Source organism: Bacillus sp. LR--39 (assembly GCF_053613335.1).
On sequence record NZ_JBSIOT010000004.1, the window covers coordinates 248,440 to 263,222 of the forward strand.

The 14,783-nt window shown below is 46.2% G+C and carries 14 protein-coding genes, 1 rRNA gene and 1 pseudogene; 11 read left to right on the top strand and 5 right to left on the bottom strand.

The features are described 5' to 3' along the window. The first annotated feature begins 27 nt into the window (after nucleotides 1-27). Nucleotides 28-2,613 carry a YfhO family protein gene (locus ACWHAR_RS18150; protein ID WP_032872411.1) on the top strand — a complete coding sequence of 862 codons (2,586 nt, stop codon included), beginning with the start codon at nucleotides 28-30 and terminating at the stop codon, nucleotides 2,611-2,613. Here ACWHAR_RS18150 and ACWHAR_RS18155 read toward each other — a convergent pair. Next, a complete protein-coding gene (locus tag ACWHAR_RS18155; protein ID WP_003155481.1) occupies nucleotides 2,610-3,593 on the bottom strand; it encodes a metal-dependent hydrolase in 984 nt (327 codons plus the stop codon). The genes ACWHAR_RS18150 and ACWHAR_RS18155 overlap by 4 nt on opposite strands. A gap of 225 nt (nucleotides 3,594-3,818) precedes the next feature. On the opposite strand from ACWHAR_RS18155, the gene mutY reads away from it, so the two are divergent. After that, nucleotides 3,819-4,916, top strand: coding sequence for an A/G-specific adenine glycosylase (gene mutY / locus ACWHAR_RS18160; protein WP_007408562.1), 1,098 nt, complete (start codon nucleotides 3,819-3,821; stop codon nucleotides 4,914-4,916). Nucleotides 4,917-4,922: 6 nt separating this feature from the next. Here the strand turns inward: mutY and ACWHAR_RS18165 are convergent, their stop codons facing one another. After that, nucleotides 4,923-5,147 (bottom strand): hypothetical protein, encoded by a 225-nt coding sequence (locus ACWHAR_RS18165; protein WP_007408563.1) that lies wholly within the window; start codon nucleotides 5,145-5,147, stop codon nucleotides 4,923-4,925. A gap of 81 nt (nucleotides 5,148-5,228) precedes the next feature. Here ACWHAR_RS18165 and fabL point away from each other — a divergent pair, with 81 nt between their 5' ends. The 5 genes and pseudogenes from fabL to ACWHAR_RS18190 all read left to right on the top strand — a co-directional run bounded on the left by fabL (nucleotide 5,229) and on the right by ACWHAR_RS18190 (nucleotide 9,133). Next, the gene (gene fabL, locus ACWHAR_RS18170) at nucleotides 5,229-5,981 is read left to right on the top strand and encodes an enoyl-[acyl-carrier-protein] reductase FabL (RefSeq protein ID WP_032872413.1); all 753 of its coding nucleotides are present in this window, start codon (nucleotides 5,229-5,231) and stop codon (nucleotides 5,979-5,981) included. An 83-nt stretch (nucleotides 5,982-6,064) separates the two neighbouring features. Next, nucleotides 6,065-6,217, top strand: a pseudogene (locus ACWHAR_RS18175) (gamma-type small acid-soluble spore protein); the annotation flags it as partial. Nucleotides 6,218-6,376: 159 nt separating this feature from the next. Beyond that, entirely contained in the window at nucleotides 6,377-6,643 is a 267-nt protein-coding gene (locus ACWHAR_RS18180; RefSeq protein ID WP_003155476.1) for a YgaB family protein, read from the top strand. A 135-nt stretch (nucleotides 6,644-6,778) separates the two neighbouring features. Then, nucleotides 6,779-7,309 (top strand): nucleoside tri-diphosphate phosphatase, encoded by a 531-nt coding sequence (ntdP, locus tag ACWHAR_RS18185; RefSeq protein WP_003155475.1) that lies wholly within the window; start codon nucleotides 6,779-6,781, stop codon nucleotides 7,307-7,309. Nucleotides 7,310-7,390: 81 nt separating this feature from the next. Next, nucleotides 7,391-9,133 (top strand): ABC transporter ATP-binding protein, encoded by a 1,743-nt coding sequence (locus ACWHAR_RS18190; RefSeq protein ID WP_032872417.1) that lies wholly within the window; start codon nucleotides 7,391-7,393, stop codon nucleotides 9,131-9,133. 79 nt (nucleotides 9,134-9,212) lie between these two features. On the opposite strand, the gene ACWHAR_RS18195 is transcribed toward ACWHAR_RS18190, so the two are convergent. Then, nucleotides 9,213-10,277, bottom strand: a complete 1,065-nt coding sequence (locus tag ACWHAR_RS18195) for an aromatic acid exporter family protein (protein ID WP_032872419.1) — start codon at nucleotides 10,275-10,277, stop codon at nucleotides 9,213-9,215. Nucleotides 10,278-10,487: 210 nt separating this feature from the next. Next, complete coding sequence (locus tag ACWHAR_RS18200) at nucleotides 10,488-11,777, bottom strand: glutamate-1-semialdehyde 2,1-aminomutase (protein ID WP_032872421.1); 1,290 nt, start codon at nucleotides 11,775-11,777, stop codon at nucleotides 10,488-10,490. Between the two features lie 159 nt (nucleotides 11,778-11,936). Between ACWHAR_RS18200 and bcp the strand changes: the two genes are divergently transcribed. Further along, entirely contained in the window at nucleotides 11,937-12,410 is a 474-nt protein-coding gene (gene bcp / locus ACWHAR_RS18205) for a thioredoxin-dependent thiol peroxidase (protein WP_032872423.1), read from the top strand. Between the two features lie 124 nt (nucleotides 12,411-12,534). Continuing rightward, nucleotides 12,535-12,972 carry a peroxide-responsive transcriptional repressor PerR gene (gene perR, locus ACWHAR_RS18210; RefSeq protein WP_003155465.1) on the top strand — a complete coding sequence of 146 codons (438 nt, stop codon included), beginning with the start codon at nucleotides 12,535-12,537 and terminating at the stop codon, nucleotides 12,970-12,972. Nucleotides 12,973-13,006: 34 nt separating this feature from the next. Here perR and ACWHAR_RS18215 read toward each other — a convergent pair whose 3' ends face one another. Further along, complete coding sequence (locus ACWHAR_RS18215) at nucleotides 13,007-13,360, bottom strand: YgzB family protein (RefSeq protein WP_007408568.1); 354 nt, start codon at nucleotides 13,358-13,360, stop codon at nucleotides 13,007-13,009. Between the two features lie 202 nt (nucleotides 13,361-13,562). Here ACWHAR_RS18215 and ACWHAR_RS18220 point away from each other — a divergent pair, with 202 nt between their 5' ends. Together ACWHAR_RS18220 and ACWHAR_RS18225 are read left to right on the top strand one after the other, a co-directional pair. Beyond that, a complete protein-coding gene (locus ACWHAR_RS18220; RefSeq protein ID WP_007610197.1) occupies nucleotides 13,563-14,447 on the top strand; it encodes a nucleotidyltransferase-like protein in 885 nt (294 codons plus the stop codon). Between the two features lie 228 nt (nucleotides 14,448-14,675). Further along, nucleotides 14,676-14,783, top strand: a 16S ribosomal RNA gene (locus ACWHAR_RS18225); the annotation flags it as partial.

Here is a 14,783-nt window from a genome sequence, read left to right on the forward strand (position 1 = left end):
GCTGTGCGCAGGGTCTGGGGACGTTGTATGAAAAAAAATAAATGGATCTTGCCGGCAGCCTGTGTGCTGGCTGCGGCAGCCGCTCATATTTTTTTCTTAAAAGAGTGGTCGGCAGGCCGCTATATGACGGGGTCTGGAGACGGGATCGCCCAAATGGCGGTCTTCAAAAAGCTGCTGTTTGATCAATATATGAACGGCAGGCTGTTTTACAGCTATTCGTTCGGACTGGGCGGGGGAGTGTACAGTCAGCTCGGCTATTATTTCTCTACTTCTTTTCTATTCCTGTTTATCTCCGCCGCTGTCCGCTTTTTGCAGCTTATTCAGCTGACGGGCGAGGCTGATGCGCTGTTCTGGGCGCAGGCCTCCGTTTTTATCAGCATTGCCAAGCAGAGTTTTATCATATTCACGGCGGCGTGTGTATTCCGTTATTTCGTCAAACGGACGGTGCCTGCTTTTGCCGGCGCCGTGTTGTACGGGGTCTCGATTATCTACTTCCGGCATGAGGTATATTGGGACTTTTTCACTGACAGTATGGTGTGGCTGCCGCTGCTTGTGTTGGGCGCGGAAAAAATCATCAGGGAAAAAAAGCCGGCGTGGTTTATCTTCGCCTGTGCGCTGACATTGATCAACAACTTTTATTTTGCGTATATTAATCTGATTTTCATCGGCATTTATATCTTATTCAGGTGGGTGATCCCCCTTGAAGGCAATGAGGCGAAAAGGCTCACTCAATGCAGGATATTTATTCTGTCGGGTCTTCTCGGGTTCGGCATAAGCGCAGTTTCCTTTATTCCTGTCGTATACGGATACCTTCATAATCTGCGGCCGCCGTATTCAGAGCATATTGCTTGGCTTGATTTTTCCGACAACATTTTATTTTCAAGCCGGATTATCATCCTGCCGGCGGCTTTTTTGCTTTTTCTATTTACATTTACTTTATACAAAAACCGCTTGTTCCGGCTGTTTGCGGGAATCAGTCTGCTGTATATTCTGTTTCACTTCAGTCCGTTTGCGGCAAGTGCCTTTAACGGTTTTTCAGCTCCGCAGAACAGGTTTGAATACGTCCTCTGCTTCACGATTGCCGGAACGGTTTCAGCCGGGCTTTCTAAGCTTTCAGACATCAGCATGAAGAGTATGCTGATGTCCGCCGTACTCGTCGTTCTGCTCTATTGGAGCCAGGTGAGGCGGTACAGTCTGGATATTTCTGATCACGCCAACCTGCCCGTCATCCTTCTTCTGGTGCTGAGCATAGCCGCTTTCTTTGCAGCAAAGACAAGACTGAAAGGCGCGGTGCCCGCCGTCTATGCCGTCATTTTGCTTACGGCTGTGCTTACGGCTAATACATATGAAAAATATGCTTTATCAGAAGGCGGGAAGATTTATACGGTATCGCATACATTTATGACGGGTGCTGGCTATAAAGGCAAAGAACAATCGGAGCTCATTCAGCGTCTGAAAGAAAAAGACCCTGATCCGTTTGCCCGTTTAGATTGGATGAACGGTGTTTTCAATAACACCCCGATCATATACGGGTTCAACGGATTCAGCGTATACTCAAGCATACTGAACCGTAATCTGCTGTCCTTTTACTGGAACGACCTCCAGATTGACATGGGCAGAGAAAGCGTCAGCCGCTATGCGACATTAGGAAACAGGGCTAATTTATACAGCCTGCTTTACGGAAAATATTATATGACGGAAAAAACAAACGAGGCCGGCGTGCCGTACGGGTTCAAAAAAATCATGGAATCAAACCATTATGCGGTTTATCAAAATCAATATGTGCTTCCGTTCGTACGGACAGCCGATCGCGTATATAACGAGGGCGGCCTGAAAAAAGCTCCCGCCCTTGCCAGGGAACGGGCAATGCTTGACGGGATCGTCATGAAATCAAGCACAATCAACACGAAAAAAGCGCCTGAGGCGAAAAATATGATCCGCCATGCAGAGGTAGCGGCCGAACATGGCGATTATCATAACGGCATCCTGACGGTAAACGAAGACGGCGGCGGCCTGATCATTACGCCGCAAGCCGCTAAGATGGACGGCGGCGATTATTACGTCAGCTTTTATTTGAAGAATAAAGCGAAGGACCAGGGCTTTACATTAAAAGTGAACGATTACACGACAACGAGAAAATCGAATCAATCCATTTACAAAACAGGTGTCAACGATCTTACTGTGAGAGTGCCGAAAACAAAAAACATCCAAATCCGTCTGCCGAAAGGGTCGTATCAGCTTGACAGACTGGCGCTTTATGAAGAACGGTACGATACGCTGAAAAGCGTATACCGAAAAGCGGAAAAAGAACCGCCGGCCGATCTCAGCTGGCGCGGAAATACGCTTCATATCTCGTATGAAAACAAAACCCGCGCGCCGTATATCATGCTTCCGATTCCATATGAAAAAGGCTGGGAGCTGAAGATAAACGGCAGACAGGAGCAGATTGAAAAAGCGGATTATTCCTTCATCGGATTTAAAGCGCAAAAAGGAAAAAACGATATTCAATTAACGTATTACCCGCCGTTTTTTAAACCCGCGGCCGCTCTATCGGTGATCAGCCTCGTGTTTGCGGCTCTATATGTGAGAAGACAAAAAAAGCCCGGCTCTTAAACAGAGCCGAGCTTTAATTTTTTCTGCAGTTTTTCCTCGCTGAAAATCCAGCCCGTGTAAGAAGAGAGAAGCTCTAAATCATGACTGAGGTGGACGATGGCGACAAAAGGATAGTGGCCTTTGCTCCGGTAGCGCAAATCAATAAAGCGCACCTCATAATGATCTTTAAAGGTATCGACCTCCCACCTGTAAACGGGGGAAAATGAAAGAAAGGCTGCAATATTTTCGTCCTGTTTCGCGGCCTTCATCACATCGGTTTCCGGAACGGGCACGCGGTTGAATGTATCCAATATCACGACATGGCCGTCAAGGCTTCTGCCGACATAAAAGGCATGCGCCGTCGTCACGGCGATACGCCACTGCCTGAATTTCATCGTCGGCGAAATAATGATGGTTTCAATCTCCTCTTCAATCATTTCGCGCAGCCTTCGCTTTATCCGCAGCTGCATCAAAAACCGGACGGCGTAATATCCTGCGAGGATGATATAAAGCATCAGAAATGTCACGCCCGGATGACCTCCGATATACCACACAGCAATCGCGGCCAAATGGCTGACGAAAATAAACGGATCAAAGGTATTGATTAAACCGAGAGCGATCCATTTTCTCGAAAACGGGCGGATGGCCTGTGTGCCGTACGCGTTAAAAATGTCAACAAACACATGCAACACGACAGCGAGGAGCGTCCACAGCCACAGGTGCAAAAAGTTCGCTTCCGGATAAAACATAAACAAAATACCCGGAATCAGAACGGACCAAAATAAAACGGCGGGAATGGAGTGCGTGAACCCTCTATGATTTCGAATATAAACGGCATTATTTTTCAGCTTCAATATGGTATCAATATCAGGTGCCTGAGAGCCGGCAAGAGCGGCGATCATAACTGCCTGAGACATGGGGGTGTGCATGCCGACGGCAGGATCAAGAGTTGCGATTCCGCCAAGCGCGATACCCATGACAACGTGAGTGCCAGTATCCATTGTTGACCTCCTAGCAGGCGTTAACAATCAGTCGCCCGCATATTTCGCATTATAAGATATTCCCCATTTTCTGTTTGCCCAATCATGGCGTTTATCCGCCGTTCTCATATGTTTCCGCTTTTTCTTTATCACTATTTAATGTAACATATTATCGTAACGTGCCCTAAGTTTACACCAAAATACGGTGTCAAGAAAAGCGGAACCCGAAACATCTGAGGAGAAGATATGAACGCACTTGAAGAAAAAATGAAACAAAAAGATATAGACAAATTTCGCGAGGACTTAATTACATGGTTCGAAAGAGAACAGAGAATTCTGCCGTGGAGAGAAAATCAGGACCCGTATCGGGTGTGGGTGTCAGAGGTGATGCTGCAGCAGACGCGCGTAGATACCGTCATCCCTTATTTCCGGCGGTTTGTTGAGCAATTTCCGACCGTTTCGGCGCTCGCTGAAGCCGATGAGGAAAAAGTGCTCAAAGCCTGGGAAGGGCTGGGTTATTACTCCCGTGTAAGAAATCTGCAAAGCGCTGTAAAAGAAGTGCATGAGCGATACGGGGGAGTCGTCCCTGCCGAGGAAAAGGAATTTGGCGGACTGAAAGGCGTCGGCCCTTATACAAAAGGCGCCGTGCTCAGCATCGCATACAACAAACCGATTCCCGCCGTAGACGGCAATGTGATGCGTGTCATGTCGAGAATTCTTTCCATATGGGACGATATCGCAAAACCTAAAACCAGAACCATTTTCGAACAGGCGGTATCCGCTTTCATTTCTCATGAAAAACCATCTGAATTCAATCAGGGTTTAATGGAGCTCGGCGCGATCATCTGCACCCCGAAATCGCCGTCCTGCCTGCTTTGCCCCGTACAAAAGCACTGCTCGGCATTTGCGGAAGGGACAGAGCGGGAGCTGCCCGTTAAAAGCAAAAAGAAAAAGCCCGGAATAAAAACAATGGCAGCCGTTGTGCTGACAGACGATCAAGGCGATGTCTATATTCATAAACGGCCGCCAAAAGGCTTGCTCGCCAACTTGTGGGAGTTTCCGAATACCGAAACCCAGAAAGGAATCAAAACCGAAAGAGAGCAGCTTGAAGCCTATTTAGAAAAAGAGATGGGAACAACCGCTGAAATTGGGGAGCTGGAAGGCATCGTAGAACATGTTTTCACCCATCTCGTCTGGAATATTTCGGTCTTTTTCGGTAAAGTAAAACAAGTGTCGGATACAACGGAATTCATACGGGTCACAAAAGAGGAGCTCGAGGAATACGCATTTCCCGTATCCCATCAAAAGATATGGAAAATGGCGGAAGAAAGCGGCCGCCTGTAAAAAGCGTCAGTCATAGCTGACGCGAGTGCCGTGGCCGTAATCCGCTTCATTCCGTTTCAGTCCGCCGCGGGCTTCGATTTCCTGAATCAGTTCCCGGTATTTGGACTGGCCTTCTTCGTTTAAATACGGCATAATTTGCTGGAAGGCATGATGGAAATAGGCGAGCTCTGAATCTCTCCAATCTTTTTTGGGCATCATGGCCAATTCGCCCATATCACGTCCGACATACATATAAAAGACCCCTTTCAACACATATTGCTTTTATTGTTTGTTGAATGAAAAGAACTATACACAGCAAGGAGCTGAGGAAAAATGGAACAAAATAAATGCGCACTGATCACGGGAAGCAGCCGCGGCGTCGGGAAAGCAGCGGCCATCAGACTCGCGGAAAAAGGATACAACATCGTCATCAATTACGCCCGCAGTAAAAAAGCGGCATTAGAAACCGCCGAAGAAATTGAAAAACTCGGCGTGAAAACGCTCGTCATTAAAGCCAATGTCGGCCAGCCGGCAAAAATCAAAGACATGTTCCGCCAGATTGACGAAACATTCGGCAGACTGGACGTGTTCGTCAATAATGCGGCTTCAGGCGTGCTGAGACCGGTTATGGAACTTGAAGAAACACACTGGGACTGGACGATGAATATCAATGCGAAAGCATTGCTTTTCTGCGCCCAGGAAGCGGCAAGGATGATGGAGAAAAACGGAGGCGGCCACATCGTCAGCATCAGCTCGCTCGGCAGCATCCGCTATCTTGAAAACTATACGACGGTCGGTGTCTCAAAAGCCGCTTTAGAAGCGTTAACCCGTTATCTGGCGGTTGAGCTGTCTCCGAAAAATATCATCGTAAACGCGGTGTCAGGCGGAGCGATTGATACGGACGCGCTGAAGCATTTCCCTAACAGAGATGAACTGCTGGAAGATGCCCGCCAAAATACGCCGGCCGGCAGAATGGTCGAAATTAAAGATATGATCGATACGGTGGAGTTTTTAGTTTCTTCAAAAGCGGACATGATCCGCGGTCAGACCATCATAATTGACGGCGGACGCTCTCTGCTCGTATAAGTTTTAAAAAAGATGAATAGCCTTATCGTCTCCTGCGCATTCTAAAGTGCGTGGAGGTGATAACAATGGCAAACTCAAAATTCAGCAAAACAGACGTTCAGCAGGTGAAAAGACAAAACCAGCAATCAGCTTCCGGTCAGGGTCAATTCGGCACTGAATTCGGCAGTGAAACTGATGTGCAGCAGGTAAGAAAGCAAAACCAATCTGCTGAACAAAACAAACAACAAAACAGCTAATCACTGAAACGAAAAAGCACTTCATCTTCGGATGAAGTGCTTTTTTTTGTTGCCAAAACGACAAAACTTGTGATTCCTCTACAGAATGAGTCAAAGGGTTTTCCGGCGGAAAATCGAAATGGTAAGGAGTATCAACCTAAAAGCCTAAGGAGGAACCCGATGTCAGAGTTTGAAAAGCTTGTAAGTGAACAGATGAAAATCATGGATCAGCTTCTCGAGCTGCAGTCAGAACTTGACCGCTGCCGGCAGGTGGAAGCGGAACTCATCAGTCTGGAAAGAGATGCAAAGCTGGACAATGTACAGGACGAAATTGCGACAAAGCGAAAAGACCTGGCCGGCATACAGGAGTTATTCCAAAGGCAGACAGAGCAAGTCATCCAGTCTTATCGCAGCACGGAAAAGCCGTCTTCCTATGTGCAGAAATGAATGTGCCATTCCGGAAGCGGAGTGGTTCTTTTATTTTCATTTTTTAATTCGTAACGTTATAATAGTGAAAAGACTTGTCGGAAAGCAATTGCGGCTGCATTGACTGCAGGGCTTTACAGAAAGTAGGGGAGAAATATGGGGTATCCCAAGGAAGGAGAAACCATTCAAATTCACAGCTATAAGCATAACGGGCTGCTTCATCGAATTTGGAATGAAACGACGATTTTAAAAAGTACGGAATTGTGTATCATCGGAGCCAACGACCGGACAATGGTGACGGAATCCGACGGACGGACGTGGGTGACGAGAGAACCGGCGATCTGCTACTTTCATGCCCGTCAGTGGTTTAACGTCATCGGAATGCTGAGAGATGACGGGGTGCACTATTATTGCAACATCAGCTCGCCGTTCGCTTATGACGGAGAGGCCATCAAATATATTGATTACGATTTGGATGTCAAGGTGTTTCCGGATATGACGTATAACATTCTTGACGAGGATGAATACGATGACCACCGCAAATCAATGAATTACCCTAAAGAGATCGACAGCATTCTGAAGGAGTATCTGAATACGCTGCTGCACTGGATTCATCAGCGGAAAGGACCGTTTGCTCCGGAATTTGTTGATATGTGGTATGAACGGTATCTGCGCTATACAAAATAAAGATACAATAAAAAACCTGTTGGGGTGTCAACAGGTTTTTCACATGGGCTCACACGCCTTAAAGAGAGAGGGGGATAAAGTGTGGGCGTAATCAGACGCTATATGCAATTTGTAAAACCTTATAAAAAACAAATTTTTATCACAGTGTTAATCGGCATCATAAAATTCTCCATCCCGCTGGCTCTCCCGCTTCTGTTAAAATACGTGGTCGATGACATTATTCAAGGGAGCGGAACGGCAAGCGCTAAAACATCATCGCTATTCACGATAATGGGCATCATGTTCGTGCTGTTTTTAATTCTGCGTCCCCCGGTAGAGTACTATCGGCAATACTTCGCGCAATGGACGGGCAGCCGGGTGCTCTACGATATCAGGGGGGTATTGTTTGATCATATTCAAAAATTGAGCCTGAGGTTTTATGCCAACACGAGAACGGGCGAAGTCATTTCCCGGGTGATAAATGATGTCGAACAGACAAAAGACTTTGTCATAACGGGACTGATGAATATCTGGCTTGATATGATGACGGTGCTGATCGTCATCTGCATTATGTTTACACTCGATGTTAAGCTGACATTGATATCTGTCATTTTGTTTCCGTTATACGGAATTTCAGTGAAATACTTTTACGGCCGTCTCCGAAAACTGACACGTGAGCGTTCTCAGGCACTTGCCCAAGTTCAAGGACATTTGCACGAAAGAGTTCAGGGGATGCCCGTTATCAGAAGTTTCGCCATTGAAGATTATGAACAAGCCAATTTTGATGAAAAAAACGGACATTTTCTGGACAGGGCGATCCGTCATACGAATTGGAACGCAAAAACGTTTGCAGTCGTGAATACCATTACGGATTTGGCGCCGCTGCTTGTTATCGCGTTTGCGGGTTATTTTGTCATAAACGGTCCGCTGACGGTAGGGACGATGGTTGCGTTCGTCGGCTATATTGACAGAATGTACAACCCGGTCAGAAGATTGATCAACTCATCGACGACGCTGACCCAGTCGATCGCTTCAATGGATCGCATATTTGAATTTATCGACGAGCCGTATGAACTGACTGATAAACCGAATGCACTAAAAGCTGACGACATTAAGGGCGAAGTCGAATTCCGAAATGTCTCGTTCCGTTATGAGGAAGGAAAAGAAACGATTTTGCAGGACGTTTCCTTAAAGGTGACAAAAGGGGAAACCGTCGCGCTCGTCGGGATGAGCGGCGGCGGAAAATCGACGCTTGTCAGCCTCATACCGCGTTTTTATGATGTATCCGGCGGCAGCCTGCTGATTGACGGAACGGATATTCGCGAGTATGAAGCGAGGAGCCTCCGCAATCAAGTCGGAATGGTGCTTCAGGATACGTTTCTGTTCAGTGAGACGATTCGTGAAAATATCGCCATCGGTAAACCGGGAGCGTCTCTGGATGAGGTGGTTGCGGCTGCGAAAGCGGCAAATGCCCATGAATTTATTATGAATTTCCCCGAAGGCTACGAAACCAAAGTCGGCGAACGGGGCGTCAAATTGTCAGGCGGGCAGAAACAGCGGATTTCCATCGCGCGTGTATTCTTAAAAAATCCGCCGCTGTTAATCTTGGATGAAGCGACATCGGCTCTTGATCTTGAAAGTGAACACTACATTCAGGAAGCGATGGAAAAGCTTGCGAAAAACCGGACGACATTTATCGTCGCCCACAGGCTGTCCACGATTACGCACGCGGATAAAATTGTCGTCATGGAAAACGGCGCCGTCGTCGAAACCGGCACGCACGAGGAATTAATGGCCCAAGGCGGCCAGTACAGACACTTATTTACGATTCAGAATTTGAACTGATACAAAAACTTATGCCGTCCGAATGGGCGGCATAAGTTTTTTTGAATGCAAAAAAACCCGGTTTTACGGAAGCACCGGGTTACTCTTCGTCTGTTTCTAATTCGCTGTCTTCCGGGTGGTATGTCTGAAAACTCGTAATTAATGTATCGAGATGCTCCAGCTGCTCGCGGTATTCCGCAACCGCAGCCATAATGCTGAGCATATTGTAATCAAGCAGTTCATCCTCGCAGTTCTGCTGATTTTTCAAGAAAGACTTCGTCAAAAGCTGTTTATATCTTATGCTTTCTTCAGCATCGTCATCATGCGGTTTGATCTTGCCGACCGTCCGCATCAGAATCCTTTCGTGCCAATGAAGCAGATAATCAATTTCTTCTGTCAGCGTCTCCTGAAATTCCTCCGGCATATGATAAATCTCGTTTTCATAGCGGTGCAGCTTTTTCAGCGTATCAAGCGCCCGATTCGCCGTAATAATCGCCTGTCTGAATAAAACAAGCTTGCGCGACTTTACATACGTCGTTTTCTTAAAGTAGCTTCTCTCCTCTTTATAAAGAAGGTACGTATGATCAAGCTTCATCATCTTTTCCTTCAGCTTCTCAATATCCTCTTTCAATATCGAGTGTTCCGTGGACTGGCGCATCGTCAGCCTGATCCATTTCATGATCTCATCGGTATATTCAACCGTATGATGAGTCAGCTTCGTTTCGTATTTCGGCGGAAGAAACACAAGGTTCACAATAAAAGAAGACAGCACGCCTAAAATAACGGTGCTTGTTCGTATCAGAGCGAACGTCAGGAAGCTGTTTCCCGGTGTTTCTAAAATTGCGATAACCGTCACGAGCGCAATCGAAATGGTGTGTTCAATTTTCAGTTTTAACATGATCGTGATGACAATCACTGCGGTCAATCCGATCATAATCGGACTCGGTCCGAAAATCAGTCCGAATGCCGTAGCGATGACAGCGCCGATGATATTTGCCTGAACCTGATCAATAATAATAAGAAAAGACCTGTAAATAGAGGGCTGTATGGCAAATATAGCTGCAATCCCGGCAAAGATCGGCGACGGAAGTCCGATCCATGATGCTAAGTAGAGCGCGAGCGTAATCGCAATCCCTGTTTTAAAAATGCGGGCACCAAGTTTCATTGGTTTGTGCGTGCATTCCTTTCTCTAATAAATTATGTGCCGAACGAACGGCTGACACTTACATTTCCCTGTCGGCTGATTTGCTAAACAATAAAGTAATATACAGGGATCATACCAATTATTCAAGGTCTTTTTTTTGAAAAAACCATTATCTCACAAATCGGACAAAAAGAACAAGCGGAAGCCCTGGGCTCCCGCTTGTTTCAGCAGTTATTTTTTCATATGTCTGAACGCATCTTCAACGGCTTGTAAAGTGGCGTCGATATCCTCTTCAGTATGTGCGGTTGTGATAAACCAAGCTTCATACTTCGATGGAGCGAGATTGATGCCGCGCTCAAGCATCAGTTTGAAGAACTTGGCGAATGCTTCTCCGTCCGTATTTTCCGCCTGCTCGTAATTGACGATCTTTTCATCAGTGAAGTAAACCGTGAGCGCGCCTTTTAAACGGTTGACGGTGATGGTAATGCCATGTGTCTCCGCATGGGTGAGAATGCCTTGCTCAAGTCTGGCGCCGAGCTCATCAAGCCGCTCATAAACGCCTTCTTCCTTCAGCACTTCCAGGCAGGCGATGCCTGATAGGATAGATGCCGGGTTTCCGGCCATCGTGCCGGCTTGATATGCCGGGCCGAGCGGAGCAACCTGCTCCATGATCTCTTTTTTGCCTCCGTAAGCGCCGATCGGCAAGCCGCCCCCGATAATTTTACCGAGCGCCGTTAAATCAGGCTTCACTTGAAGAAGATCCTGCGCGCCTCCGTACATAAAACGGAACGCCGTGATCACTTCATCATAAATGACGAGCGCACCCGCTTTATGGGTCAATTCATTTACCTGTTCTAAAAATCCTTCTTCAGGTTCAACGATGCCGAAGTTGCCGACGATCGGCTCGACGAGAACCGCTGCAATTTCCGAACCCCATTTATCCAGCGCGGCTTTGTAGCTTTCAATGTCATTGAAAGGAACGGTAATCACCTCATTGGCGATGCTTTTCGGCACGCCGGCGGAATCAGGGGTGCCGAGCGTAGACGGACCGGAACCCGCAGCGACAAGTACGAGATCAGAATGGCCGTGATAGCAGCCTGCGAATTTAATGATTTTTGTCCGGCCTGTATAAGCGCGTGCAACCCGGATCGTTGTCATTACCGCTTCAGTGCCTGAGTTTACGAATCGTACTTTATCAAGTGAAGGAATGGCCTCCTTCAGCATTTTGGCGAAAGTGACCTCATGTTTGGTCGGCGTCCCGTACAGCACACCGTTTTCCGCCGCTGTTTTAATCGCTTCAGTAATATGCGGGTGGGCATGTCCGGTAATAATCGGGCCGTAAGCCGCTAAATAATCGATATACTGATTCCCGTCTACATCCCAGAAATAAGCGCCGTTCGCTTTTTCCATCGCAACGGGTGAACCGCCGCCTACCGCTTTATAGGATCTGGACGGGCTGTTCACGCCTCCGACGATATGCTCTAACGCTTCCTTATGAAGTTCAACTGATTTTGTATACAAAAAATGACCCTCCTAATATCTCCTTACATCATGTTCTATTGTAGCATGCTTCATTGCGAGCACAACGGGTTCATGCTTCCAGAAAAGAGCGGGGGGGGTAACGGTTGTAATCTTAACGTCAATTGGATACGCTTAATAAAAAACCCGGAGGTATAAGAAATGACGATTGAAATCGGACAAACAGCACCGGATATGAAATTAGTGAATGACAGCGGGGAAGAAGTAGCATTGACGGATTTTAAAGGGAAGTACGTCGTTCTCTATTTTTATCCGAAAGACATGACATCCGGATGCACGACGGAAGCATGTGATTTCCGTGATCAGCACGAAAGTTTCGCGGGACTTGATGCCGTTATCATCGGAGTAAGCCCTGACAGCCGTGACAAACATGAAAAATTTAAGCAAAAACACGATCTTCCTTTCCAGCTCCTCGTTGATGATGAGCACAAACTGGCGGAAGCTTTTGATGTGTGGAAGCTGAAGAAGAATTTTGGGAAAGAATATATGGGTATCGAGCGATCCACTTTTTTGTTAGACAAAGAAGGCCGTCTTGTGAAGGAGTGGAGAAAGGTAAAAGTGAAAGATCACGTTGCCGAGGCGCTTCGAGAATTGGAACAAATTGCGTCTAATTAATGGACAAATGCTGAACTCACGGGGTTTTCTTCAGATTACATTTGACAGGAGACCGGAAAAAGATGTACACTAATTATAAACATTATAAAGTAAGAATCTTTTTTAGAAGAGAGGTGCATGACGGATGGCTGCACATGAATTAAAAGAAGCCTTAGACACGTTGAAGGATACGGGAGTCCGGATTACTCCTCAACGTCATGCCATTCTGGAATATCTCGTGGATTCTATGGCACATCCGACAGCGGACGATATATATAAAGCTTTGGAAGGGAAATTCCCTAATATGAGTGTTGCGACAGTGTATAACAATTTGCGTGTATTCCGGGAAGCGGGGCTTGTAAAGGAACTGACGTACGGAGATGCGTCCAGCAGATTTGACTTTGTCACCTCTGACCATTATCACGCCATTTGTGAAAGCTGCGGAAAAATCGTAGACTTCCATTATCCCGGGCTTGACGAAGTGGAACAGCTTGCGGCTCATGTCACGGGGTTTAAGGTAAGCCACCACCGTTTGGAGATTTACGGCGTATGCCAAGAATGTTCCAAAAAAGAAAACCACTAAACGAAGCTGACCGCTTTGATACGGTCAGCTTCGTTTATTTTACACTGTTTTTTCTGTTATAAGACTCATCGAACGCTTTGCCTTCCAATCCTTTATCCAATGTGAGCGGCTCTCTGCAATGCATGCACATATCCACTCTGCCCAGAATCTTCGTTTCTTTCTCGCAAGCGGGGCACATCACCCGGACCGCTTTTGTGGACAGCATGCCGATCCAAAAATAAACGGCGGTGCTGAGTCCGATCGACAGCAGGCCGAGAATCATAAACAAGCTGGCAAGCAAAACAGACTGCTTAAAGAACAGCCCGATGTACATAATGATAAACCCAACGAAAACCAAACTTAACGCAAACGTTCTGATCTTATTAATTTTGCTTGAGTATTTCGCCATGGCCATCCCCCTCTCGTTTAACTATAGCACAAAACAGATGGCATATTCTTCATGTTTTCGTAAGAAAAGGGAAGAATAAATATGGCACCTGAAAGGAAATTTGTTATAATAGTGCAATGTGTTTAGAAAAAAGGACTTTCATGTTTTATCATAGAAATGTAGAAACAATAGCTAGTGAAACAATCGCATTGGAGGAATCGTAATGGACAATCTTCTCCGTCCAATTTACCAAGAAAGAGCAAGTCATCCCGATACGCTGGCCGTCCTTATGATTGAGAGAAGGAGTAAAGCATCATCCATCACGGATAACTTTGATGCGGTCATGCTTGTCATTGTCAAACAGGCTGATGAACCTCTTTTTATAAAGCATTATGAATTCGAACAAAAAACCGCTTCTTTACATATTGTAACGGATGCTCTGCTTCAGGAATGGATTCTGCTTGGGACCAATAGAAGAGTCATAGATTGGATCATCAACGGCAAAGTGCTGTTTGACCGCAATGAATATATATCTGAACTCAATGACCGGCTCAGCACTTTTCCTTTCGCCGAGCGGAAATTAAAGATTGGAATGGAATACGGCAAGCTGATCAGAAGATTTGTAGAAGGAAAAGCGTTTTTTGAAGCTGATCATTTTCTGGATGCATATTATGCGGTAGTGCATGCTCTTCACCACTTGGCCCGCATAGAAGTGATTGACCGGGGATTTTATCCCGAAACGACAGTCTGGAACCAGGTCCGTCACATTGAGCCGCAGGTATATAAGCTATATTCCGAACTTGTCGAGAGTCACGAAAGTTTGGAGAAAAGGCTCGAATTATTATTCTTAGCAAATGATTTTCTCATCCATTCAAAAGCTGAAATCGGTTCTGCGCATCTTTTTCAAGTGATGAAAGAAAAAGAAATGTGGCAGTTTGGAGAATTGCTTCAGCACCCTGAACTGGTGCACTTCACCCAAGATCTCGGTGTCATGCTTGATTACCTGACGGAAAAAGGCTTTGTTGAAGTATCTCAAATAGAGACCAAAGGGCAGGAAGTATATCATCGAGGATATTCTTTCAAAAAAAGTGTTGACGCTGAATTATAGGCATGGTATATTATTAAACGTCGCTGATGCGCTTCAACAAAAAGCTCACAGCGGCGGAGAAATAAAAACAAAAAAACATTTGACAGCAACTCGCTGAAATGTTATACTGAAAAAGTCGCCTCGAGATGAGGTTGAAATGATCTTTGAAAACTAAACAAGACAAAACGTACCTGTTAATTCAAAGTTTTAAATAAATCGCACAGCGATGTGCGTAGTCAGTCAAACACTTTATCGGAGAGTTTGATCCTGGCTCAGGACGAACGCTGGCGGCGTGCCTAATACATGCAAGTCGAGCGGACAGATGGGAGCTTGCTCCCTGATGTTAGCGGCGGACGG